The organism is Micromonospora sp. NRRL B-16802 (assembly GCF_001279555.1).
GTDB classification, from domain to species: domain Bacteria; phylum Actinomycetota; class Actinomycetes; order Mycobacteriales; family Micromonosporaceae; genus Micromonospora; species Micromonospora profundi.
The window spans coordinates 1-22,990 of record NZ_LGEB01000059.1 but is presented as its reverse complement, the minus strand read 5'-3'; the positions used below and the strand labels follow the sequence as shown (position 1 = coordinate 22,990).

Sequence of the window (22,990 nt, the reverse complement as noted above, 5' to 3'; positions counted from 1 at the left end):
GATGAATGGGCTCGTTGTTACGCGGACGGGTCCCAGGCGATGAGCTGGTCGAAGACGCGACGGTCCCCGTCCAGCTCCAGCTTCGGCGAATCCAGCTGTATGCGCCCGTAGAAGAACAGGACCAGGTCACTGGCCGTGCCCCGGGCGGAGGTGTGGGCCGTGTCCGGGTCCAGGTCCTCGCTGGCAGCCGGCGCGCCGAGGCGGGCGGCCCGTGCGCCGTCGCGGGACAGCCGAAGGCGCCAAGAGCGGCCCTCGGTGGCGTAGTAATCGACGACCGCGGGTTCGTGCGGCCAGGCGACATCCGTCGAGCAGAGGGTGAACTGGCAGTCGTCGAAACCGTCGAGGGCGACCTCGTCCGGCAGCGGCCCCGGGTCCCCCACGGCGAGCTGGGCATCGTAGGTGTGCACCGCGATCTCGGGCACCTGCCGCCGAGCCCACGCACCGGAGGTTTCCGGTGACTGCGAGTCACCCCACCACGTCCAACAGCCGCGGTCTAGGCCCGCCTCACTCAGCCCGCTCGTCAGGCGCTCGACGGACTCGGTCCACCAGGCCAGGAGAGCGTCGCGTTCCCGAGGCGCACCCGCGCCGTCGTCCCAAGCGGACTTCTCCGGTGGAGCGTCGGCCGGCCCTGCGGCGACGATGGCGGCCGACCTGCGGCGACCCATGCCCAGGTGCTGCACAAGATCGAACAGCGTCCACCCCGGACAGCTCGGCACCGGCACGTCGAGACTGGGCGCCGCAGCGACCGCGGCACGGAAGGCTGTCGACCGTTCGTCGATCAGCCGCAGATGATCAGTGAACGTCAAAGTCTTGTGCACCCCGGCTTTCTACCAGTGCGCTCCGGCAACCGGATAGCGATTTTCGCCAGTCGCGCCACGCCGGGTGACAACGGGCAACCTCGGCGGCGGCGTGCGCCCCACCCTTGGTGCCGGTCTTCTCAGCAGTCGGTCCAGCTCGCTGGGCGCAGTCGAGAGTCGTTCGTGGAGCCCACGACGAGGCCGTTGTCGGCGATTGACCAGCCGAGGACGAGGCGGACATCGGGAACAGCGCCGTCCAGGGTCACGATGCGGTCGCCGTGGACGACGGTTTGGCCAGTGAGCACTGCGCCCCGGGCGTTGACGTCCTGCGGCGTTCTCCCCTCCAGGTTCACGGCGTTCGCCACGCCGGTCCGCAGGTCCCAGCGCACCCAGGTGCCGTCCTCGCGGTCGTCGCTGATGCCGATGCGGCCCACCGCCCACGTTCCCTGAGCCGCCCAGACCCCTGACCAGCGGGCGCCCGGAGCGGTGAGCCGGTCGGTCGTTCCGTCGGGATGGCGTACCCAGCCAAAGCCGCCCGCGGTGCCGACGATGGTGCCGTCGTCGAGGATCTCCTCCGCGCCGGTGACGGGCGGGCTGTCGATCACCTCGACGGTGCCCGGTCGATCGGCAGGCCAGAGCAGCGGGATGGTCGTCTCGGTCTCCTCGACAGCTCCATAGCCGACGACGTCGCCGCGCGAGTTGATTGCCACCGCCCAGGTGCCGGAGACCGTCGTCGGGGCCGGCAACCACTCGAAGTGGCCGTTGCTGTAGCGCCAGGGGCGGTAAACGTTGTCGACGGAGGCGCTGCCCACGACTACTCCGTACCTGTTGATGCTACTGGGAATGTGGTCCACTGCCGTGGGGACGACGGTGAGTCGGGGTTCGTTCCACACTCCTGGCCTGGGGTGGAGCGGCGGCACGGTCCAGAGCAGCATCAGCGGCTGCCAGACGTCGCCGGTGATCCGGTAGCCGAGGCCGGCGACGAACCGGCCGGTCGGGTCGACCTCCACGGCTCGACCGACCATATCCGCCGGTAGAGGCAGCGGGTGCAGCGCGCAGACCGAGGCGGTCCGGTGCGTCGTCGCGGCCGCGGCGACGCCGGGCAGGCCCAGCGTCGCGGCAAGCGCCCCGACGGCGATACCAGCCAGAACTCTGCTCCGAACAGTCCGGGTCATCGCTGCTCCCAGTGGTGTGCGGTGGTGGTGAAACCGAAGCGTGCTGACGTTCCCATCGGAAGTGCCCTGCCGGTAGCTGCGCAGTGACGTTTTCCGTTATCGCACGACCGCCGTGTTGCGAGCCCGTTGCGCTGCAGCCGTTGAGCCGGCCAGTCGGCGAGAGGTTCGGCAGATGGACTTCAGTCTATGCACACTTGCCGGGTTCGGGTGGTACACCGTGGACTTCGCGACGTCGAGATGCTGGTCAAGGGGCTCGGGTTCAGCTGAGCGCGACGGTGAGCGAGCACGCCGCCAGGACCACGCATGTTGGTGTCATCACCAGGCGTTCGGCGCGGCTTCGCGAGATTGCGTTGAGCGCGATCCCGATTGCGAAGTACCCGAAGAGCACCCACGTCGTGATGCCGACGAACGGCCTGAAAGGCCCGAAGGTTTCGGCGCGCGCGAGCAGCACCCAGGCTATGACGGCGTAGACGACGACCGACACTGCGCTGCCGACTCGCAGTCGACGCGGCAGTGTTTCGTGCTGCCCACCCCATACCAGCCGCCCGTACGGCCGGCCGGCCGCGACGAGCACTTGGAGCACAGCGAGTGCGGTGAGTACAACAGTGGCCACGATGGCGGCGACGCTCATGCCGTCACCTCCTGCCCGGCGAGATAGCGTGCGGCGTTGGCGACAAGCGTGTCCAGCGCGCTCTGCAGCGCTTCGAGATCGATACCGTCCTCGATGCCGTCGTCGATCTCCGCGAGCCCTTTCCATGCCGCGTCGAGGAGTTCCCGACCCTTTCTCGTGACGGCGACGCGATTCGCGCGCTGGTCGGTGGCATCCGGAGCGACCTCGACGAGCCCGCGCGCGACGAGTTCGACCAGGCGCTGCGTCACCGCCGCTCTGGACACGTCGAGGGCTTGGGCGATCTTGCTCTGTCGCGCAGGGCCGATCGCGTGGATCGTCACCAGCGCGGCGAACATCGAAAGGGTCACGTCGTGCATGTTCCGCAGGTGCGTGTCAGCGACGCGGTCGACGAGCGCGGTGGCGCGGTGAAGGGTGAGTACGAGGCGTTGTGCCGAGAGCGTGGCGACATCCACAATGTTAAGGTCTTACCAAAAGCGAGGTGGGGCGTCAACAGGCTTCTCGATGTGATTCAGAGGGCTGCTCGTGGATTCTGCTGACCGCGAAGCGACTCCCACGAGGTCCGCTCCACCAACGATGCTGGATCGATGAATTCGCCGGAATCCGCCACGTCGGAGACTCTGCTCACGAACCTCTACGCGGCCTTCAACGCGCGTGACATCCCCACACTGCTGGCCGCCATGACGCCGGACGTGTCGTGGCCAAATGGCTGGGAGGGAGGCGTCATTCAGGGCCGCGACGAGGTGGGTGCGTACTGGCGCAGGCAATGGGACCAGCTCGAACCGACCGTCACGCCGACCGCGTACGCCGCAGAGGCCGACGGACGCGTCGCCGCCACCGTCCACCAGGTCGTCCGCGACAAAACCGGAGCGACACTTGCGGATCACACAATCACGCATGTCTACCGGTTCAACGATGGACTGGTGGCAGAAATGGAAATCCGAGAGTAACGACATCCGCAGGTGCCGAGCGGCGCTCGCCATGCCACGTCCGAGCGGGCGAGTCGCGCAGGCAGTTCATGGACGGCACGGACGCGCCGGAGCTGGCGCGGTCGTAACGGCCCCCGGCGCCAGCGGGTGGTCAGCAGGTGAGGCCGACAAGCGTCGCCAGTCGCGCCACGCCGGCCTGCGCCGGGTGACCCTGGGCGACCTCGGCGATGAGGGTACGCGCCAGAGGCCGCAGTACGTGTCGTCGTACCCCCTCAGGCCGGCAGCGATCCCCGCGGCCCGGATGCCTGCGGACGAGGCTTACCGTTGTGCCTCCTCATCCAGTGTGTTCACGCCGAGGTGCTCGGATGGCGTGGCCGACCGCTACAGGATCAGCTAGTCCGCGATGCTTTAGGCTGGGCGATTTGGTGATCGTCAGCTACTGGGCCTGGCTCGACCGGCGGGTGAATCCGCGGAGGCCAGGGCCACTGGAGGAGGATCGATACAGGCGCTCCAGACGGGGACCGGAAATGACCGCTGAACGGAAATTCGCCGACGCCGAAACCCTGACCCCAGTGATGCGGGAGGTCTTCGGCACTGACCGCCACATCGCCGCCGTCGACCGCCTACTGAATGGCACCAAGAAGGGTGTCTACCGCATCATGCTGGACGATGCCACGAGCGTGATCGTCTACGTCTGGAACGCCGACGAGGACTACTGGGACGGGCTTCTCCCGGATGGCCACGACGACCCGTCGAACCCGTTCGCTCACGCTTCGGGTATCGACTTCTTCGAGGGTGCCACCCGTCGACTGGAATCGGTCGGAGTGCGTTCGCCGCGGCTGTTGCTCGCCGACCGCAGCAAGGACTTCTACCCGGCCGACATCGCCGTCGCTGAGGACGTCCGCGGCGGAACGCTGGAGGCGCTGCTGGAACGCGACCCGGACGCGGGCCGGCAAACGCTCGCGCAGCTCTCGGACATGCTTCGGCGCATTCATGCCTACCGCGCGCCGGCGTTCGGGCGGGTCGCGTGGATCGACAGCGGAGGAGCACCGCCGGACAAGACCTGCGAGCAGGCCTACCTGGAGCGCGCGCTGGTGAACATTGCCACCGCCGTGTCCCGCGATGCCCGCGCGGCCGAAGGTGAGGCAATGCTGGAGGGGAAACTCCGCACACTGCACGCCGCACTCGGCCCGCGCGCAGAACACGGCGTGGTCCACGGCGAACTCTGCGCGGAACACACGCTCGTCGGGCCGGACGGGGAGCCCGTCCTCATCGACATCGAGGGCCTGATGTACACCGACATCGAAGTAGAGCACTGCTGGATGCGGATGCGCTTCGGCCCGCACTACGAGGCGCTCCGCAACCCAGACCTCGACCCGCAGCGTGTCAAGTACTACCAGTACGTCATGCATCTAGACCTGGTCGGCGGCCCGCTCCGTATCGCCGAGGGCGACTTCCCGAACCGAGAGTGGATGCTCGACGTTGCGGACTTCCACCTCCAGAAGGCGCTCGCCTACGAGACATGAGTCGGCCGTGGGTCTTCCAGCGTGGTGCGGGGGCCGCCATCAGGCCCGACGGCATCCTCATTTGCCGCCGATCGGGCGCGCTGGCGAGCCGAGCGGCCGTCAGTGTGCCGGCTGTTGCTCGGTGGCTTCTTCGGCGGTGCCGTCCGGGCTGGCGTCGAGGCCAGCGCCAATCTGAGCCGGCAGCGAGTAGGCATGTTCGACAGGCAGGTGAGCTGCCGCCGCCTGTTCATCGCCGCTACGCAGAAGGTCCTGGACGCGGTGAACTGTGGGGGTGATGTCCGTGATGGCCACCGTCCAGTCGGCAACATATCGATCGACAGCCTCGCCGGACAGCCCGACCTGCAGCGACCGGTACGCAGCGGCTTCAGTCGCAGTGATCGTTCCGGATCCCACTGCACCCGTACCGGGCTGGTCTTCAGTTGCCGGGCCCAGGTCGCCCTGTCGCCGTGCAGGTTTCGGTCGTAGTGGCTCAGGCTGGCTCGTGCCAGGGCCCACTCGAATCCCTCGCGCGTGATGTCGATGGACAGCACGCGCTCTTGCCCTGGCTTGGTGGCCCAGCCGCAGCGGTACATCATCCACAGGAACGACGGCTTGATCCACGTCATCCGATCCCGCTTGAAGGGGGCCACGAAACGGCCGGCTGCCACCGCCGGCAGCGCAATCTGCGCAGGGTACGCCTGGTACACGGTGATGGTGTCGGCCGAGTAGCGGGCGCGGACTTGACGGGTGGGTATGGACACAGCCTGATCGTCACCGATCGGGACTCGACTGCTCAACCGAGATTCGGCGCCGACGCCAGCGCCAACCTCCCACAATTGGGCATGCTGCCGACGGAGATGCCGTGCCTCGACGAGCCGCCAGCGCGCTTGCGGCCGTTCCGCTTGGACGACGCCCCGCTCGTCGCCTCGGTCGCGTCGGACCCTCTCATTCCCCTCATCACGTCGGTGCCGCGCTCCGATACCCGAGAGGACGTCGCTGCCTACATTGAACGGCAGCACCAGCGGCTCGCTGAGGGGTCTGGCTACTCCTTTGCGATCGCAGACGCCGAAACCGACGTAGCTGTTGGGAACATCGGCCTCTGGACCACCCACATCTCCACGGGACGCGCATCGACGGGCTACTGGGTCGGGCCGCAGCACCGGCGCTGCGGATACGTCCGGGCCGCCCTGAGCGCCCTTACCACTTGGGCTCGTTCGCTGGACGACATCAAGCGGCTTGAGCTGTTCGTCGAACCATGGAACGAGGGCTCGTGGCGCGCCGCAGAAGCCTGCGGCTACCAACGCGAAGGGCTCCTGCGCAGCTGGCAGCAGGTCGGGACCGAGCGCAAAGACATGTACGTCTACAGCCTCATCCCTGACCGCGACTGAACGCACGGATCCGCCGCCGATCGCGCGTCACTCCTCAGCGATGTGCGACGAACGGGCCAACTGTGCCGAGCGGTACGCGCGTCCGACCGTTGACGACGTGGCGGCCAGCTGCGGACGGGCTGGCACCCAGACGGTCTGAAGGCCGAGTTGCTCGTTCATCGCAGCGAGCTGGTACTCGTAGCGAAGGTCCGCGGCCGTGCGCACGCCGCGGACGATGACCGTGGCGCCGCGGCGCAGGCAGTAGGCAGCCGTCAGGCCGGTCCAGGTGTCCACCTCGACATTGCCCCAGGCCGCCGGCATGGCATCACGCACGCGCACGGCCCTGGCCGTGGCCTCCACGGTTGGTTGCTTGTCGGCGTTCACCGCCAGCAACACGATGAGCTGGTCGAACATCACCCGGGCCCGGGCCACCAGGTCGCGGTGCCCAGGGGTGAACGGATCGAATGTTCCGGGGTAGACCGCCAACGAACCGTGCACCGACGCCACTTTACGAGCCGACGTAGCTGTCACCGCGTCACGACCAGCACATCGGGAGGGCAGCCGACTGGCGCGTGGCGACGCGCGCACGCGCCGACGAGCGTGCGCAACGGGACCGGAGAGTCTTCAAGCCGGATTGTCATTGCGGGACTCGTCGAAGACTGATGGCGGTAGCCCGTAGATGCCGGTTGCAGTGACGGCGTCGTCGTCGATCGCGCTCGGGTCGACGCTCCAGCGACCGGCCATCGCCATCACATCGGACTCCGACGGCGTCGTGTCGTACCAGGCTGTCCACTCAGCGTCGGACCAGTGTTCCCACCCGGGCTCCATACCGCGGAGACCGACGCCCAACTCGATTTCGTCGGCAGTCGGGGCACCGATGAACAGAGGCACCTCGCCTCGCTCGCCGTTGAAGCAGTAGGCGCGCAGCAGCTCACCGTTCAGGGCCCGAGCCCAGGCGTGATAATCCGGGACCCGTTCGTTGGCGAAGAACTGCGCTTCACCCAGTTGCTGACTCAGCACCCTGAGCCAATCGGGAAAGGGCGGCTCGGTCGCGTCGAAATCCGGCGGCATATGCCGCCGGCCGTGGGCGAAGGTCCAGCCTGGCACCGGCGCAGCCACGTACACACCGTGCCGGTAGGCCCGGTCGGTGCCGGTGGCCCAGTCGAGAACTTCCCGGTCGCATAGACCAAGGGCATCGGCTACCTCGTCTGGGGTCCGGTCTCGGACAGCCAACCACGACGTCTTGTAACTGAACCCGGCCACGCCTCCCATGCTCCCAGGTGCCCGTTCGTAGCCGCCAGAGGCATCCTGATCCCTAGCCCGTCGCGACGCCGGTCAGCGGGTGACGCCGACCAGCGTCGCCAGTCGCGCCATGCCGGCAGGCGCCGGCTGCGCGCGGGCAACATCGGCGATCACGGTACGCGCCAACGGCCGGCACCGAACCTCACCCGGCGCGACACTGTCCGCGTCGACGAGGGCACGTGCGGCCCCGCGCAGGTCACCCACCTGGAGGTACGCCCGTGCGACGTCGACCAGGTACGCACCCCGATATTCGGCCGGCAACCGCCGCCACCCCTCCCGCCGAACCACTATCGCGTGCCGCCGCACCGCCTCGGCGGCATCACCCCGCGAGGCCGCCACCAACACCCGCGCCAACTCGACGGCGACCGGCCCGAAGCTGGTGCGGTGCGTGTCGTCGTACCCCCGAAGGCCGGCGGCGATCCCCGCAGCCCGGCCCATCAGCTCGTCAGCGCGACGGTGCTCCCCACACCCGCCAGCGGCAAGGGCAGCCTGAAGTAGGAGCGTCCCACCAACGGCCCACTCCCCCGCCGGCCGCCGCCACCCGGCCACACCCCCGCTCCCGCCCTGGTGACCATGAGGCTGGCGGGCGCTTTGATCTCCACGAAGCCCGTCAACCTCATGATCACCGGAGCAGGGCGAGGGTGGGATGAGGCGGTCGGCTGCACTTTGGGTCGCCGTCAGGGCCAAGGGGTCCCGGTTAGCGGCGCGTAGCGCCTGGGCTACCGAGATCGTCGCTGTCGCCGCTAACACCGGGTCGTCGCTGGCGGCGGCCATCGCGCGGTCGGCGGCCAGCCAGGCGAGGTCGGCCTCGCCGAGCTTGACCAGCAGCAACGAGGTGATCCGGTACGCCTGCACCAGCAGCTCCGCCGACCGCGCACCCTGGGCGGCGTCGAGCAGACCCGGCAGCACCTGCACCAACTGCCCGTAGTGCGCGTGCTGGTAGGTCAACCAGGCGTGCCCGACCTGCCGCCGCAGCTCGTCCGTCTGTGGTGGAGGCTGCGGAGCGTCGTAGCGGGCGAGAGCAGCCCGGATGCCGTCCACCCCGTCCGGCGTGCCGGCAGGTGTCGGCCGCTGCTGGCCGAGCAGCACCTCCGGTTCGACCCGCAGGACGTCGGCCAACTCCTGGATCACCGAGTACCGGTCCAGGGCGCGGGCGCCCCGCTCGATCTTGTCCACCCATTCGGACGAGCATCAGCCCTTGCCTCGCGGGCGGCCCAATGTTCGAGCTCTCGAATTGCCAGCGCGTCGATCTCATCAAAAGAACCAGCCCTTCGCGCTTTCAAATATTGGGCAACCGGCCCCACCAACCCATCTCGAGAACCGTCCACAGCCCGAATCGCAGACATTAGATCAGAAGGTCTGACCTGCTCCCAGACAATGGTCTGAAAATCCGCTAGCGTACTGAGAATCTCTGGCAGAAGGTGCGAGTGATCGAGCAGGGTCGAAAGCATACTAGGCGCGACCGTAGCACGACCGATGACCGGATTATTAAGCAATATATCCTTGAGCCGGCTTGCAAGATGCGTCTGCACCTCGGCATCGACACGGCGAGCGAGGTCGAGCGTTCTGGCCGGCGACCAAACGCTAGGAACCCAGTTAAGCTCGGTCAGGGGGAGCAAGTATCGCTGTTGCTGGAATAAGACCAACAACTGGTCTATTTCAACACTACTGGTCTCGAGCAGACGCCGCACCAAGCGCTCTACAAGCGAGCTTGGAAGTTGCTGCGCATCGGAAATCAGGATCGAGAGAAGCAGTTGGGCGCTCGTGGGCATGACGGGCTCCTCGCTCCTCTCTAGCAATTCCAGAAGCAGCCCGTAAGCTCGCTCATCGAATGGCGACATTCGCTCGAACTGCGGCATAGGATCCCGATGCAGAACCGAGTAGACCAACTCCGAATGGAATGACCTTTGGAAATCCGTAGCCGTGAACGTCGTTGACTCCCGCGCGAGATTCCATGCGGCCATTCCTGCCTCCACGACCGCAGCAGTCGTGCCGTCCCCCACCAGTTCGGCCTCACGCCAGCTGATTAACACGGGACGGGTATCTGCGAATCGTATAGCATCGCCGAACGATTCGAGTCGCGCGAAGAGACCCTTCTGCGCTTCACTGTCCAGACCTGCACGCCATAGCGAAACCGTCGACGACCACGACGGAATGTCGCTGGTCTTCACTCCATTGAGAGGGTCACTCAACAATGCCACGAGCAGGACGTTGGCAGTATAGGCAGCGAGTCGATTGACGGCGTCGAATGGAACCGGACTGTACCGATCACCCACGACATCCTGCTGGCGCACAGACCGAAGAAGATCGAGGGCGGTGCGCCGGATTTCCGCCCGAACCCGATCATCAAGGGCGCCGAGCAGTTGAACACAAAAATCGGTTATCGACTCGCCCTTAGTGAGTGGTTGGCAAGAGGCCAACCTGCGCAATGTTGGATCGTCGACCACCGCCGATGAGTTGACCTCGCGTATCACTTTGCGAACTTTAGCCAGGCTGGCAAGAAGGTCCACTATCCGCTCGGCGATAAGGTACTCGCCGAATGTCGCGTGCAGGAACTCGTAAGTGCGTCTTCCCCCAGTATCGTCATAGCCATCGGCTTGCGCAACATGAACAAAGAAGAAGGCGGCGATTGTGCGTTTCCCCCGGGTTATTGGCTCGCCGTGCCCTGCACCGATGGTGCCTTCCTGATCCGGCTGGAGAACGTCGAGATCGACGTTAAGTTCGTTTTCGCTGATGTGCTGCTGACCACGGTTAAACATACCAAAGGCGGCGATTGCCAAATCATGTCGCTGCCGCGCTTGCAGCACCTCGAATGCCGGGTCTCCGATGTCTTCTTTTGCCTTGTCTCGAACCTGCCTATAAATAAAAGTATCCAGCAGGCGACGGTATAGCTCGGCACGCGAAAGATTATCGTCGCTTAGGCTACCGTGCTCATGAACATATACTGCCAGCATCAGAAGCAGCAACGGCTGCCTAGCAAGCGTGTCATGCCGGAGAAGTTCATCCGCAGACAATGGCCGCGCACTGGGGTTCGCCCAATTCCAGGTCTCGGCCCACCGATTCACCTGTCCGTCGTCCAGGGGCTCGAGCCGGACCAAGAGCGTTCCGTCTGGGATTCTGGTGCGATCCATGACGAGGGTGCGCGATGTGACAATCACGAGGACTGGCTGGCCGCTGTTCCACTCCTGCTCCTGAAGCTCGGCGACTTGGCGGAGGTAGTCGGACTGGGCGACTCCCGTAGCTTGGACCAATTCGTCGAAACCATCAAGCAGCAATACAACAGTGTTACGGGTAGCGCGGCAGAGATCCCTCCAGGTGATTTCCTCTCGAAGGGCTAGTTCGATCGCTGCCGCGACTTGACGGTGAACGGGAGCGTCCGCTTGGACGTTGCGTAAAGGAACTCGGACGGTCGTGAACAATTGGGCGGGCAGTCGGGCGGCCAGAACCTCAGTCAGCAGAGATTTGCCGGCACCGGGATGGCCCAGAAGAACGAGCGGTTGGCGGACGCTATCTGGGTCTGTGAGGTAGCCGGCGAGGAAGCCAGAAAGATCGCGCTGCACGGCATGGGAATTCCACCAGGTGTCATCTGCTGCCCTTACAACTCCCTCGGCGATAGCGAGGCGGAAACGTGGGCTGATGAAGCCCTGCTCTACATTGGGAAAGACGATACCCGAAGGCTCTTTCTGACCAATTCGCCAAAGCGGCTTTTTCAAGGCCGCCGTGGCCATTTTGCTAAGTCGATGAGCGATGTCGTCCTCTTGCCCCTTGGGGTCGATAATGCGCTCTAGCATTGCCGTAAGGCGAGTCAGAGAATCCGTCTGCGAGGCCACAAGTGTTTGCGTCTTTAGATGTTCTTCCAATTGCGCCTGGAATCCGATTTCAGGGATATCAACAGCGAGCCGCGCGTAGCGTTCTCTGTAAATAGCGACCGCATCGTCGACAACCTTCCGGGAAGAAGGAATTGGTACCTGCTCGATAGCGGCGAAGCCCTGGATAAACCTACAGGCGTGCTGGTAAAGCGCTCGAATATGGCCAACGACGGCCTCCTCGGTCGCTGCACGTCCGCCCACAATTCCAGGTGTGGCTGCGACCTGTTGGTCGAGGCCACCCATGCGAAGTTTGTCAGCATCGGTGACGCCGATCCGATCGTAGGCAGGTCCGACCGCAGCGGCGAAGGCGTCGAAGAAGGACGACAAAATCAGGACAGTGTGGGCGGCTTCGACAAGTTCGTAGTGGCGCTTTCCTGTGCTGGCCTTGATCCGTCCGGCTGCGCACCCTGTTAGGTCGCGCAGTAGCTTGATCGCCTCGTTCTTTGGATCCACGAATGCCAGCGAAGCTCCGCCCGTGACCGGGGCGGAGACGAATATCGCCCCGCCAAGCAACCGGTCGAGTGTTGCGATCCGGGCGTCACCCTCGGCCAAAATCCTGATCGCGGCGGCATACGTGAGGTTCGATCGAGCCATCCATCGATTTTAGACCTTCCAAGCGACCCTCGGAATCCCCCATTGCGGAGATCATCTGCCGTAGCCTGGACTTGCTCTGTCAATCAGCCCGACCACTGCCATCAAGTGGACTGCAGTTCAGTCGAGCGTAAGGGATGTCTCGTAACCCTGGTGTCTGTCCGGTGAGGACGGTCGGGCAGGATGCCGGGGTGCAGGTGATTTCGGCAGCTCGCTCGGAGTGGATCTTCCCGTTCACTGGGTTGCAGCCCGCCCAGTTCCGAACGGTGGTCCGGCTGGTTGCCGAGCGTGGTGGGGACGGCGTCGCTGATGGCCGGCCGGGCCGTCAGTGGGCTCTGGACCTCGCCGATCGGGTGTTGCTGGTCGCCGCGTACTGGCGGACGAATCTGACGATGCGCCAGATCGGGCCGCTGTTCGGGGTGTCGCACTCGGCCGCGCACCGGGTCATCGACACCCTCGCGCCGCTGTTGGCTTTGGCGCCGGTGCGTAAGCGGCCGGTCGAGCAGATCGCGATCGTCGACGGGACGCTGGTCCCGACCCGCGATCACCGCCTGGCGGCCCGGAGTAAGAACTACCGGTACTCGATGAATCTGCAGGTCGCTATCGACGCTTCCACCCGTCTGGTCATCGCCGTGGGAGACCCGCAGCCGGGCAACCGCAACGACACGATCGTCTACCGCACCTCAGGCATCGCTGAGACGTTGGACGGGCGGCCGGTGATGGCCGACGGCGGCTACCGCGGCAACCCGGAGGTGATCATGCCGTACCGCAAACCCACCGACGGCAGTTCGCTGCCGGAGTGGAAGGAAGCCCTCAACGTCGAACACCGCACCGTCCGAGCAGGGGTAGAACACGCCCTGGCCAGGATGAAGAACTTCAAGATCCTGCGCGACTACCGCCGAGCCGGCCACACATTGGCCGACGCCGCTTCCAGCATCGCCAACCTCCACAACATCATCCTCGCCGGCTGACCGCCGGCCCGATGCCCGGCAACGCCATCACCCAGTTACGAGACATCCCTTAGACCGACAGCCGCTCTAGAACGATCTGGCTGGAGATATCCGATAGTTTGGGAGATTGACGATCTGGATCAGGGCAAACTTTCCGCCGCATGTCGCGTTAACCTGCGTGGCGCGAAGTTGAACCACTCCTCAAGCTCCAGCGCTCGATATAGTCCAGATAGTGGAGTTGATCCCATCGAACCGCCCTCACAGCGCCACGATCGCCGCAGTCTCCGCCGGCAACTCGATCCGGTCCCGCATCACCGTGACCCCCTCCCCGGTCGCCAGCAGCACCCGCCGCGCCACCCCCGGCAGCGACACCCCCTGCCCCCGCCCAGCGAAGTTGGCGACAACCAGCGTCTCCCCCCGCCGCATCAGCAGGAACTGATCCCCGTGCTGCACCGAAACCGCGTGCATCCGAGGGTCCGACAGGTCCGGCACAGACCGCCGCAGCCCAATCAACCGCTTGTAGAACGCCAACATCTCCCGATGCTCAGGCTTGTCCAGCTCCGCCCAGTCCAACCGCGACCGTACGAACGTCTCCGGGTCCTGCGGGTCGGGCACGTCCCCCTCAGGCCACCCGTGCGAAGCAAACTCCCGCCGCCGACCGGTCCGCACCGCAGAGGCCAACTCCGGCTCCGGATGCGAGGTGAAGAACTGCCACGGCGTGGAAGCCGCCCACTCCTCCCCCATGAACAGCATCGGAGTAAAGGGCGCGGTCAGCAGCAAGACAGCGCCAACCCGCAGCAGCGAAGGCGACAGAGAAGCCGAGATCCGATCCCCGGTAGCCCGGTTGCCGATCTGATCGTGGTTCTGCAGGTAGGCGACCAGCCGATGACCAGGGACGCGGGAATCCAGAGGCCGCCCATGGTGCCGGTTCCGGAAGCTGGACCAGGTCCCCGCGTGGAAGAACCCACCCGTCAGCACGTCCGACAACGTCTCCAGCGACCCGAAGTCCCCGTAATACCCCTGCCGCTCCCCCGTCAGCAGCGTGTGCAGGGCGTGGTGGGCGTCGTCGTTCCACTGGGCGTGCAGCCCGAACCCACCCGCCTCCCGGGGCGTGATCAGCCGAGGGTCGTTGAGGTCCGATTCGGCGATCAGCGACAGCGGCCGACCCAGGTGCGTCGACAGCGACTCGACCGAAACCGCCAGCTCTTCGAGCAGCGGCACCGCCCGCGAGTCCGGCAGCGCGTGCACAGCGTCCAGGCGTAGCCCGTCGACGTGGTAGTCGCGCAGCCACATGAGGACACTGTCGATGATGTAGCGGCGTACCTCGTCGGAGTGCGGGCCGTCCAGGTTGATCGAGCGACCCCAACTGTTGCTCTGCTCGGCGAGGTAGGGCCCGAACCGTGGCGCGTAGGCCCCGGAGGGCCCGAAATGGTTGTAGACGACGTCGAGGATCACCCCCAACCCGCGAGAGTGGGCGGCGTCGACGAACCGTTTCAGGCCGTCGGGGCCACCGTAGGGCTCATGGGGTGCAAACCAGCAGACGCCGTCGTACCCCCAGTTGTGTTCGCCGTTGAAGGCGTTGACCGGGAGCAGCTCGATCAGGTCGACGCCGAGGTTCACCAGGTGGTCGAGGCGGCCGATGGCCGCGTCGAAGGTGCCCTCCGGGGTGAACGTGCCGATGTGCAGCTCGTAGAGGATGCTGCCGGGCAGTTGCCGGCCCGTCCAGGAGGAATCACTCCACTGGAACGCATGATGGTCGTAGCGGCGGCTCGGCCCGTGCACACCAGCAGGCTGCCACTGCGACCGGGGGTCGGGCAGCGGGGTTTCGTCGTCGTTCAGCAGAAAGGAGTAGTCGCGGCCGGCATCCGGCACCTCGACCCGCCACCAGCCGTCGGCGGCGGCGCGCATCTCGTGGTCGGCGTCGCCGGCCAGGCGCAGCCGGACCCGGCTGGCGTCCGGCGCCCACACGGAGAATTCGGTCATGAAGCAGCCTCCACGGAATCAGTGGGAGCCAGCAGAGCGACGGGATAGTCGGACAGAAGGTTGTCCAGCGGGGTCTCCCCGCCACTGTAGACCCGGCCGGTGAACAGGTCCTTCACCTCGTTAACGCCAAGCGACAGAACTGTGTCACACCACCCACCGGCACGCGCCAACCCGAGCGGCAGGCGGGTCGCCACGGCGATCGCGCCACCCCTGTCGAACGCCACCACGTGCCGCCCCTGCGGCCCGTGCGCCGGCACCGGCCGGTAGGAGGTGAACAGCTCCGGGTGCGCCCGCCGCAGGCGCAGGGTCCGCGACACGACGAACAGCTTCGCCGCTCCGTCGGTGTCGACAGGGGGACGCCAGCCGCCGTCGAGGCGCGCCAGCATCTCCCGGCGTACGTCGAAGTCGACAGGCCGCCGATTGTCCGGGTCGACGAGGGAGTTGTCCCACAGCTCGGTGCCCTGGTAGGTGTCCGGCACGCCGGGCATGGTGAGCTGGACGAGCTTCTGCCCGAGCGAGTTGCACCAGCCGGCGGGGGTGATAGCGGCGGCGAGTTCGGTCAGCTCGTCGTGCAGGCTCGGGTCGTCGTACATCATGTCGACCACCGCGTGCATTGCCTGCTCGAAGCCCGGGTCCGGGTCCGTCCAACTGGTCGAGGCCGCGGCCTCCCGAGCTGCCTTCTCGGCGTACGCGTGCAGCCGCTCCCGCTCGATCGGCCACGCGCCGACGGCGGTCTGCCACAGCAGGTGGGCGAACGCCGGGTCGGGCAGCGGCGCGTACTCCATCCAGCGTGTGACCTGCTCGGCCCAGCGCTCCGGCAGTTCGCTGAGCACGGCGAGCCGGGCGCGGACGTCCTCGCCGCGTTTCGTGTCGTGGGTGGAGACGGTGGTCATGCTCGCCGGCCAGCAGACCTGCCGGGCGGCGGCGAAGCGGTGGAATTCCGCCGGCGGCACCCCGAAGTGGGCGGGGCTGCCGCCGACCTCGTTGAGCGCCACGAACCGGGTCCAGCGGTAGAACGCGGTGTCCTCCACGCCCTTGGCCATCACCGCGCCGGTGAACTGCGGAAACCGGCGGGCCAACTCGTCGTCGCTGTCGCGCAGCCGGCGGGTGACCGCGTCCAGGGCGCCGGCCAGGTCGGGGCGACGGCGGCCGGCCTCGGAGCGGGCGATGGCGAGATAGCGGGCGCCGTGCGGCGGGTAGCCCCGGTAGACCGGGAACGCGGCGGCCAGCTCGGCGAGCGCCGACCGTGCCTGCTCGGCCGGCACGTCGGGTGCCAGCGCGGCCAGCCGGGTCAGCTCGGCGGCGAGCAGCCGGGTGGCGGCGGCAAGCTTGGTCTCGTGGGTCAGGTCCTCCCACGAGGTGTGCCGCCCGGTCAGTCGGGTGTCCAGCGCCGTGAAGTCGCCCTCGGTGTCGGTGTCCACGAAGAGCCCGTTGACGGCGGCGAGAGCGTCGTACCCCGTGGTGCCGTCGACCGGCCAGTCCGGCAGCTCCTCGCCGTACTCAAGGATCTTCTCCACCACGAGCCACGCCGCCGGCGCGGCCTCGCGCAGCCGGGCCAGGTAGCCGGCGGGGTCGCGCAGGCCGTCGGGGTGGTCGACGCGGATGCCGTCGACCTCCCCCGCCGCCGCCCAGCGCAGGATCAGCTCGTGGGTGGCGTCGAACACCGCCGGGTCCTCCACGCGCAGACCGGCCAGGCCCGAAACGGCGAAGAACCGGCGGTACGTCAGCTCCGCGTCACCACGCCGCCAGGAAATCAGCTCGTAATGCTGCCTGTCGTGCACCTCCCGGGCACTGCCGTCGCCGGTGCCGTCGGCGATCGGGAAGCGGTGCTCGTGGTAGCGCAACTCCCCGTCGACAAGCTTGAGATCGTCCAGGGCGGCCGGGTCGTCGGCCAGCACCGGCAGCAGCAGCCGGCCCCGGTCCCAGTCGATGTCGAACCAGTCGGCGTACGTCGAGTCGCGCCCCCGGCGCAGCACGTCCCACCAGGCCGGGTTGGCCGGCGGCACGGCCACCCCTGCGTGGTTGGGCACGATGTCGACGACCAGGCCGAGGCTAGCCTCGCGCAGGGCGCGCAGCAGCCGCTGCCGGCCCGCCTCGCCGCCCACCTCCGGGTTGACGGCCCTGTGGTCGACCACGTCGTAGCCGTGCGCCGACCCGGGAGTGGCTGCCAGCAGGGGCGCGCTGTAGAGGTGAGTGACGCCCAGGTCGGCGAGGTAGTCGACGATGCCTGCGGTGGCGTCCAGGTCGAAGCCGGGACGGACCTGGACGCGGTAGGTGGCTTGTACGGTGGCCTTTGCAGGGGTGGCCGCCATGTCAGATCGTCCTCTCCAGCACCACGAGGGAACGGTCCGGCACCCGGATGGTGCCGCCCGCGCTGATCACCGTGGCGTCGCCGGGGTCGGGCTCGGCGGTGCTGATCACCCGTTCCCACTTCTGCCCGTACTCGCTGCCCGGCAGTGTGAAGTCCAACGCCGCGTCGTGGGCGTTGAAGCACAGCAGGAACGAGGCGTCGTGGTGGCGCTGGCCGTACTGGCCGCGCTCCCGGATGCCCTCACCGTTGACGAACAACGCCACCGCGCGGCCGAAGTCGTTGCCCCAGTCCTCGCCTGTCATCTCCCGCCCGTCCGGGGTGTACCAGGCCAGATCCGGCAGCGGCTCGTCGATGCCACGCCCACCCACCGGCAGGCCCGTGAAGAAGCGGCGGCGGCGGAACACCTGATGCCGTTTACGGAAGTCGGTGAGCGTACGGACGAAGTCCAACAACTGCTCGTCGGCGTTGTCCCAGTCGATCCAGGCCAGCTCGCTGTCCTGGCAGTACACGTTGTTGTTGCCCCGCTGGGTGCGACCCAACTCGTCACCGTGGCCGATCATCGGCACGCCCTGCGACAGCATCAGCGTGGCCAGGAAGTTGCGCCGCTGCTTGGCCCGCAGCGCGAGCACCGCCTCGTCGTCGGTGTCACCCTCGACACCGCAGTTCCACGACCGGTTGTGGCTCTCGCCGTCCCGGTTGTCCTCGCCGTTCGCCTCGTTGTGCTTGTCGTTGTACGACACCAGGTCGTTGAGAGTGAACCCGTCGTGGACGGTCACGAAGTTGATGCTGTGGAACGGGCGTCGACCGTCGTCCTGGTAAAGGTCGGCCGAGCCGGAGATCCGCGACGCGAACTCCGCGAGGGTGGCCGGCTCGCCGCGCCAGAAGTCCCGCACCGTGTCGCGGTACTTGCCGTTCCACTCCGTCCACAGCGGCGGGAAGTTGCCCACCTGGTAGCCGCCCGGGCCGACGTCCCACGGCTCGGCGATCAGCTTGACCTGGCTGACCACCGGGTCCTGCTGCACCACCTCGAAGAACGTCGACAGCCTGTCCACCTCGTAGAACTCCCGGGCCAGCGTGGCCGCCAGGTCGAACCGGAAGCCGTCGACGTGCATCTCGGTCACCCAGTACCGCAACGAATCCATGATCAGTTGCAGCGAGTGCGGGCTGCGTACGTTGAGGCTGTTGCCGGTGCCCGTGTAGTCGACGAAGTAGCGGCGGTCCTCCTCGCTCAGCCGGTAGTAGCTGGGCGCGTCCACACCCTTGAAACTCAGCGTCGGCCCCAGGTGGTTGCCCTCGGCCGTGTGGTTGTAGACCACGTCGAGGATGACCTCGATGCCGGCCGCGTGCAACGCCTTGACCATGCCCCGGAACTCCTGCACCTGCTGGCCGGTCCGGCCCAGCGCCGAATAGCCGTGGTGCGGGGCGAAGAAGCCGATCGTGTTGTAACCCCAGTAGTTGCGCAGCCCCAGATCCACCAGCCGGTGGTCGTGGATGAACTGGTGCACGGGCATCAACTCGATCGCCGTGACACCCAGCCGGGTCAGATAGTCGATCATCGGCGGGGAGGCGATCCCCGCGTACGTGCCGCGCAGCTCCTCCGGGATGTCCGGGTGGCGCATCGTCAGCCCGCGCACGTGCGCCTCGTAGATCACCGAATGGTGGTACGGGGTGCGCGGCGGCTTGTCGTTGCCCCAGTCGAAGTACGGGTTGACCACCACCGACTTCGGCATGAACGGCGCCGAGTCCGTCTCGTTCATCCGCTCCGGCTCGGCCATGTCGTAGTCGTAGACCGCCGGGTCCCACTCCACGTCACCGTCGATAGCCTTGGCGTACGGGTCGAGCAGCAGCTTGTGCGGGTTGCAGCGCAGCCCGTTCGCCGGGTCGTACGGGCCGTACACCCGGTAGCCGTAACGCTGCCCCGGCTCGATGCCCGGCAGGTACGCGTGCCACACGTAGGCGTCCACCTCGCGCAGCTCGACCCGGCGCTCCGCGCCGGTGTCCCACTCGTCGAAGAGGCACAACTCGATCCGCTCGGCCACCTCGGAGAAGATGGCGAAGTTGGTGCCCATCCCGTCGTAGGTGGCGCCCAGGGGATACCGCTCGCCCGGCCAGACCTGCATGTCGCTCCTTCAGACCCGTGGTCATGTGCGCACCGCGCCACGGCGCGCCGGCAGAGGTCGCCCGCGCGCACGCGGGTATTGCCCCCCACCCCGGCGCGCCAATCCATCCTTTCAGGCGGTGACCGGAATCGGTCTGTCTGATGCGCGCAACGCCCCTCAGGTGTCCTCCGTCACGAAGGTGCCTTTCGAGATGCGGTATCGCTCTCGATGCCCTTTGCTTGTCGGGGGACATGCGCTCGCGCGTGGCCTCACTCGGCCCTGCGCCAACCTTCCACCTCTCGCTCCGCCGCCACCGACGTCGGCGCGTACCACCATGCATGGACGGAGATAGATGTGACGACCCTGCGGGTCGACCAACAGCTCGCCGCTACCGTGGACCGGGCACACCGGCCCACAGTGACCTCCCGGCCCCAGATCCCGGCCCAGACCGGCCTTCCCGCGCAGGCTGACATGTCCGCGCAGGCCGTCCTCTCCCCGCAGCCCGGCGCGATCGTGCCGGCGCAGCCCGGCCCGGGAGTCCCCCCGCAGACCCGCCGCATCCTCATGCTGTCCTGGGAGTACCCGCCGGTGCTCGTCGGCGGCCTCGGCCGACACGTCCACGCGCTGTCGGTGGCGCTGGCCGCCGCCGGCCACGAGGTCACAGTCGTCACCCGCCACAGCGAGGGCGCACCCCTTGAGGAGTACGCCGACGGCGTGCGCATCCTGCGCGCCCCCGAGGACCCGGTGACGTTCCCCCTCGCCACCGGTAGCCTGCTCGCCTGGACCATGGCCTTCAACCACACCCTCACCCGCACCGCGCTGCGCGCCACCGAAGCCGGCACCTACGACGTCATCCACGCCCACGACTGGCTCGTCGCCCACACCGCGATGACGTTGCGGGACCACCTGGACATCCCTCTGGTGAGCACCATCCACGCCACCGAAGCCGGACGGCACCAGGGCTGGCTGCCCGAGGAGATGAACCGCACCATCCACGGCGTCGAGCACTGGCTCAGCAGCGAATCCGGCCGGGTCATCGTCTGCTCCGGCTACATGCGCGACGAGGTGAGCGCCCTGTTCGGCGTACCGACCGGCCGGGTCGACGTCGTCGCCAACGGCGTGGAGCCGCACCGCTGGAAGGTGCCCGCACGCGCCGTCGCCGCCGCCCGTACCCGCTTCGCCGGAGACGGCCCGCTCGTCACCTTCGCCGGCCGCCTCGTCTACGAGAAGGGCGTCCAGCACCTGATCGCCGGGCTGCCCCGACTGCGGCAACGGCACCCCGGGCTGCGTGCCGTGATCGCCGGCGACGGCCCGTACCGTGCCGAACTGGAGGCCGAGGTGCACCGCCGCGGCCTCGGCGGCATGGTCACCATGCCGGGCTTCCTCGGCGGCACCGACCTGCCGGCCCTGATGGCCGCCTCCGACTGCTTCGCGGTGCCCAGCATCTACGAGCCGTTCGGCATGGTGGCCCTGGAGGGCGCCGCCGCCGGGGCACCCCTGGCCGTCGCCGCCACCGGCGGCCTCGCCGAGATCGTCGAAACCGGCGTGACCGGAATGACCTTCCGCCCCCACGACCCTGACGGGCTCGCCGACGCCGTGGACGCGCTGCTGTCCGACCGCGACCGCTCCCGCGCCATGGCCCGCCGCGCCCGCCGGATGGTGAACGACCAGTACGGCTGGTCCGCCATCGCCCAGCGCACCGCCGCCAGCTACGCCGCAGCCATCACCACCGACGCCAAGTGCACCGCCGAACGCGCCGAGCAGCGCATGTCCCAGGGACGGGCGCTGCCGGCGCTACCCGAAGGCAACCTGCTCGCCGCCGCCGGACTGCGCTGACCGGCTCGACCCTCCCGGGCCGGCCTCGCGGGCCGGCCCGCCGGTGATCGGCCCGCCGGTGATCGGCCCGCCGGTGATCGGCCCGCCGGTGATCGGCCCGCCGGTGATCGGCCCGCCGGTGATCGGCCCGCTGGCGATCGATCGGCCCGGCGGAGACTGGCCCGGCGATGATCGGCCCGGCGGTTGATCCACTCGCTTTCCTTGAAACCGAGGTGTCCCAGTCTTGCGGACACCCCGGTTTCCTTGAAGCCGAGTGGATCAATGCCGCGCGCTTCGCAAGCGGTTGTTTGCGCAAGCGGTTGTTTGCGTTAGGGTCGGTGGCATGTCCACCTCACTCGCGGCGCCTGAGCCTGGCCTCGACCTAGCCTTCGCCGCCCTCGGCGACCCCGTCCGTCGCGCGCTTGTGACTCGCCTCGCCCAGAGCGACGCCACCGTGGGCGAGCTCGCCGAGCCGTTCGCCCTGACGCCGCAGGCCATCTCCCATCACATCGGCGTGCTGCGGCGGTGTGGTCTCGTCGAGCAGCGACGCGAGGGCACCAGACGTCCCTGTCGGCTGCGGGCCGACCAGTTGTCGGTACTCAGCGGGTGGATCGACGAGCAGCGCCGCGCCTGGGACGACAGGCTCGACGCGCTCGAGCGACACCTCGCCGACGGAGCGGACCGTTGACCGCCCGCGCGACACTGCGCGGCGACGAACTGATCGCCCGGCGCCACCTGTCGGCAAGCCCCGAACGTGTGTGGGCCGCCTTCACCTCCCCGGCGAGCATCGCGGCGTTCTGGGGCGGTTCACACGCCACCGTGCCCGGCGAGTCCGTGACCGTCGACCTCCGTCCCGGAGGAGAGTTCGCGCTCGACGCCCGCGCACCGGACGGCGCGACCCGCCGACTTCGGTTCGTCTACGTGAGCATCACCGCTCCGCACGAGCTCGTGTTCGACGAACCCGTCACCGGCCTGCGCACGACCGTCACCGTCCAGGCCGCTGACGGCGGCACGGACCTCACCGTGCACCAGCGTCGGCTTCCCCCCGAGTTGCGCAGCACCCAGGCCGTCGACGGGCTCGCCTCGATCCTCGATGCCCTCGCCGCACACCTACAGCAGGACCAGACGACACCGCCACGGAGGACTGCATGAACCAGAGCACCCAGCGCGACCTCGTCGCGGAATACTTCGCCGGCTTCCGGACCAGCGACCACCAGCGCATTCTCGCGACCCTCACCGATGACGTGGAGTGGGTCATCCACGGTCACCGGACGACCCGCGGCAAGGCGGAGTTCGACGGCGAGATCGAGAACCCGTCGTTCACCGGCAGCCCTCAACTCGACGTCCAGCGCGTCCACGAGGACGGCTCGGTCGTCGTCACCACCGGCGAAGGCAGCGGCGTCAGCGTCGAGCACGGGCCGTTCCGGTTCGCCTTCAACGACCTGTTCACGTTCCGCGACGGGCTGATCGCCCGCGTCGACTCCTACGTCGTACCCCTGCCCTAGAAACAACATGTTGGCTTCTGTCGCGTCGGCGGGCGCCCGCATAGCGCCGTGATCGCGTATCCGGAACACGGTCGCCCGCAACCCGCCGCCGTGGATCCGCCTGAGCGCCGATGTCGACTGCTCCTCGCGCCGACCCACCGCAAGTTGGCCGCCCATACCCATGC

The 22,990-nt window shown here is 67.6% G+C and carries 20 protein-coding genes and 1 pseudogene; 8 read left to right on the top strand and 13 right to left on the bottom strand.

The genetic code is table 11. The features are described from left to right. Positions 1–17 precede the first annotated feature (17 nt). The 4 genes from ADK66_RS15130 to ADK66_RS15115 all read right to left on the bottom strand — a co-directional run bounded on the left by ADK66_RS15130 (position 18) and on the right by ADK66_RS15115 (position 3,055). Entirely contained in the window at positions 18–818 is an 801-nt protein-coding gene (locus ADK66_RS15130) for a maleylpyruvate isomerase N-terminal domain-containing protein (protein WP_053655712.1), read from the bottom strand. Between the two features lie 119 nt (positions 819–937). Further along, a complete protein-coding gene (locus ADK66_RS15125; RefSeq protein ID WP_157552512.1) occupies positions 938–1,972 on the bottom strand; it encodes a hypothetical protein in 1,035 nt (344 codons plus the stop codon). A 259-nt stretch (positions 1,973–2,231) separates the two neighbouring features. Then, entirely contained in the window at positions 2,232–2,603 is a 372-nt protein-coding gene (locus tag ADK66_RS15120) for a hypothetical protein (RefSeq protein WP_053655709.1), read from the bottom strand. Further along, positions 2,600–3,055, bottom strand: coding sequence for a MarR family winged helix-turn-helix transcriptional regulator (locus ADK66_RS15115; protein ID WP_053655708.1), 456 nt, complete (start codon positions 3,053–3,055; stop codon positions 2,600–2,602). Before ADK66_RS15115 ends, ADK66_RS15120 begins: the two co-directional genes overlap by 4 nt. A 132-nt stretch (positions 3,056–3,187) precedes the next feature. On the opposite strand from ADK66_RS15115, the gene ADK66_RS15110 reads away from it, so the two are divergent. Both ADK66_RS15110 and ADK66_RS15100 read left to right on the top strand, forming a co-directional pair. After that, positions 3,188–3,550, top strand: a complete 363-nt coding sequence (locus ADK66_RS15110; protein WP_053655707.1) for a nuclear transport factor 2 family protein — start codon at positions 3,188–3,190, stop codon at positions 3,548–3,550. A gap of 506 nt (positions 3,551–4,056) precedes the next feature. After that, positions 4,057–5,055 carry a phosphotransferase gene (locus ADK66_RS15100; protein WP_053655704.1) on the top strand — a complete coding sequence of 333 codons (999 nt, stop codon included), beginning with the start codon at positions 4,057–4,059 and terminating at the stop codon, positions 5,053–5,055. A gap of 99 nt (positions 5,056–5,154) precedes the next feature. Here ADK66_RS15100 and ADK66_RS30755 read toward each other — a convergent pair. Then, positions 5,155–5,795, bottom strand: a pseudogene (locus ADK66_RS30755) (DUF4291 domain-containing protein). An 81-nt stretch (positions 5,796–5,876) separates the two neighbouring features. Here ADK66_RS30755 and ADK66_RS15085 point away from each other — a divergent pair. After that, entirely contained in the window at positions 5,877–6,422 is a 546-nt protein-coding gene (locus ADK66_RS15085; protein ID WP_053655700.1) for a GNAT family N-acetyltransferase, read from the top strand. 27 nt (positions 6,423–6,449) lie between these two features. On the opposite strand, the gene coaD is transcribed toward ADK66_RS15085, so the two are convergent. The 4 genes from coaD to ADK66_RS31435 all read right to left on the bottom strand — a co-directional run bounded on the left by coaD (position 6,450) and on the right by ADK66_RS31435 (position 12,166). Then, positions 6,450–6,899 (bottom strand): pantetheine-phosphate adenylyltransferase, encoded by a 450-nt coding sequence (gene coaD, locus ADK66_RS15080; protein ID WP_231640040.1) that lies wholly within the window; start codon positions 6,897–6,899, stop codon positions 6,450–6,452. 126 nt (positions 6,900–7,025) lie between these two features. Beyond that, complete coding sequence (locus ADK66_RS15075) at positions 7,026–7,664, bottom strand: hypothetical protein (RefSeq protein WP_197281526.1); 639 nt, start codon at positions 7,662–7,664, stop codon at positions 7,026–7,028. A gap of 72 nt (positions 7,665–7,736) precedes the next feature. Continuing rightward, positions 7,737–8,879: an XRE family transcriptional regulator gene (locus ADK66_RS15070; RefSeq protein WP_231640039.1), complete on the bottom strand. Its 1,143-nt coding sequence runs from the start codon at positions 8,877–8,879 to the stop codon at positions 7,737–7,739. Continuing rightward, a complete protein-coding gene (locus ADK66_RS31435; RefSeq protein WP_157552506.1) occupies positions 8,831–12,166 on the bottom strand; it encodes an NACHT domain-containing NTPase in 3,336 nt (1,111 codons plus the stop codon). Before ADK66_RS31435 ends, ADK66_RS15070 begins: the two co-directional genes overlap by 49 nt. Positions 12,167–12,354: 188 nt before the next feature. Here ADK66_RS31435 and ADK66_RS15060 point away from each other — a divergent pair, with 188 nt between their 5' ends. After that, positions 12,355–13,134 carry a transposase family protein gene (locus ADK66_RS15060; RefSeq protein WP_082377459.1) on the top strand — a complete coding sequence of 260 codons (780 nt, stop codon included), beginning with the start codon at positions 12,355–12,357 and terminating at the stop codon, positions 13,132–13,134. Between the two features lie 237 nt (positions 13,135–13,371). Here ADK66_RS15060 and treZ read toward each other — a convergent pair whose 3' ends face one another. Genes treZ through glgX form a run of 3 tightly spaced genes read right to left on the bottom strand, consistent with a single transcriptional unit; the run spans position 13,372 to position 19,527 of the window. Further along, positions 13,372–15,096: a malto-oligosyltrehalose trehalohydrolase gene (gene treZ / locus ADK66_RS15055; RefSeq protein ID WP_053655692.1), complete on the bottom strand. Its 1,725-nt coding sequence runs from the start codon at positions 15,094–15,096 to the stop codon at positions 13,372–13,374. Next, on the bottom strand, positions 15,093–17,408 hold the full coding sequence (gene treY, locus ADK66_RS15050) for a malto-oligosyltrehalose synthase (protein WP_053655690.1): 2,316 nt from the start codon (positions 17,406–17,408) through the stop codon (positions 15,093–15,095). The genes treZ and treY overlap by 4 nt, the downstream gene beginning before the upstream one ends. A gap of 1 nt (position 17,409) precedes the next feature. Beyond that, positions 17,410–19,527 carry a glycogen debranching protein GlgX gene (gene glgX, locus ADK66_RS15045; RefSeq protein WP_053655688.1) on the bottom strand — a complete coding sequence of 706 codons (2,118 nt, stop codon included), beginning with the start codon at positions 19,525–19,527 and terminating at the stop codon, positions 17,410–17,412. Positions 19,528–19,860: 333 nt separating this feature from the next. On the opposite strand from glgX, the gene ADK66_RS15040 reads away from it, so the two are divergent. Continuing rightward, positions 19,861–21,342 carry a glycosyltransferase family 4 protein gene (locus tag ADK66_RS15040; RefSeq protein ID WP_053655686.1) on the top strand — a complete coding sequence of 494 codons (1,482 nt, stop codon included), beginning with the start codon at positions 19,861–19,863 and terminating at the stop codon, positions 21,340–21,342. Here ADK66_RS15040 and ADK66_RS31430 read toward each other — a convergent pair. After that, entirely contained in the window at positions 21,301–21,534 is a 234-nt protein-coding gene (locus ADK66_RS31430) for a hypothetical protein (RefSeq protein ID WP_157552503.1), read from the bottom strand. The two genes, ADK66_RS15040 and ADK66_RS31430, sit on opposite strands and share 42 nt — an antisense overlap. A 130-nt stretch (positions 21,535–21,664) precedes the next feature. Between ADK66_RS31430 and ADK66_RS15035 the strand changes: the two genes are divergently transcribed. Genes ADK66_RS15035 through ADK66_RS15025 form a run of 3 tightly spaced genes read left to right on the top strand, consistent with a single transcriptional unit; the run spans position 21,665 to position 22,826 of the window. Then, positions 21,665–22,009 carry a helix-turn-helix transcriptional regulator gene (locus ADK66_RS15035; protein ID WP_053655684.1) on the top strand — a complete coding sequence of 115 codons (345 nt, stop codon included), beginning with the start codon at positions 21,665–21,667 and terminating at the stop codon, positions 22,007–22,009. Then, positions 22,006–22,473 (top strand): SRPBCC domain-containing protein, encoded by a 468-nt coding sequence (locus ADK66_RS15030; protein ID WP_157552501.1) that lies wholly within the window; start codon positions 22,006–22,008, stop codon positions 22,471–22,473. The genes ADK66_RS15035 and ADK66_RS15030 overlap by 4 nt, the downstream gene beginning before the upstream one ends. Continuing rightward, on the top strand, positions 22,470–22,826 hold the full coding sequence (locus tag ADK66_RS15025; protein WP_053655682.1) for a nuclear transport factor 2 family protein: 357 nt from the start codon (positions 22,470–22,472) through the stop codon (positions 22,824–22,826). Before ADK66_RS15030 ends, ADK66_RS15025 begins: the two co-directional genes overlap by 4 nt. Positions 22,827–22,990: the final 164 nt, after the last annotated feature.

Excerpts from the sequence above, each read along its gene's own strand:
- ADK66_RS31435 (WP_157552506.1), bottom strand. The coding sequence starts at position 12,166 with ATGGCTCGATCGAACCTCACGTATGCCGCCGCGATCAGGATTTTGGCC.
- ADK66_RS15035 (WP_053655684.1), top strand. The coding sequence starts at position 21,665 with ATGTCCACCTCACTCGCGGCGCCTGAGCCTGGCCTCGACCTAGCCTTC.
- glgX (WP_053655688.1), bottom strand. The coding sequence starts at position 19,527 with ATGCAGGTCTGGCCGGGCGAGCGGTATCCCCTGGGCGCCACCTACGAC.
- treY (WP_053655690.1), bottom strand. The coding sequence starts at position 17,408 with ATGGCGGCCACCCCTGCAAAGGCCACCGTACAAGCCACCTACCGCGTC.
- ADK66_RS15120 (WP_053655709.1), bottom strand. The coding sequence starts at position 2,603 with ATGAGCGTCGCCGCCATCGTGGCCACTGTTGTACTCACCGCACTCGCT.
- treZ (WP_053655692.1), bottom strand. The coding sequence starts at position 15,096 with ATGACCGAATTCTCCGTGTGGGCGCCGGACGCCAGCCGGGTCCGGCTG.
- ADK66_RS15085 (WP_053655700.1), top strand. The coding sequence starts at position 5,877 with ATGCTGCCGACGGAGATGCCGTGCCTCGACGAGCCGCCAGCGCGCTTG.
- ADK66_RS15025 (WP_053655682.1), top strand. The coding sequence starts at position 22,470 with ATGAACCAGAGCACCCAGCGCGACCTCGTCGCGGAATACTTCGCCGGC.
- ADK66_RS15100 (WP_053655704.1), top strand. The coding sequence starts at position 4,057 with ATGACCGCTGAACGGAAATTCGCCGACGCCGAAACCCTGACCCCAGTG.
- ADK66_RS15125 (WP_157552512.1), bottom strand. The coding sequence starts at position 1,972 with ATGACCCGGACTGTTCGGAGCAGAGTTCTGGCTGGTATCGCCGTCGGG.
- ADK66_RS15110 (WP_053655707.1), top strand. The coding sequence starts at position 3,188 with ATGAATTCGCCGGAATCCGCCACGTCGGAGACTCTGCTCACGAACCTC.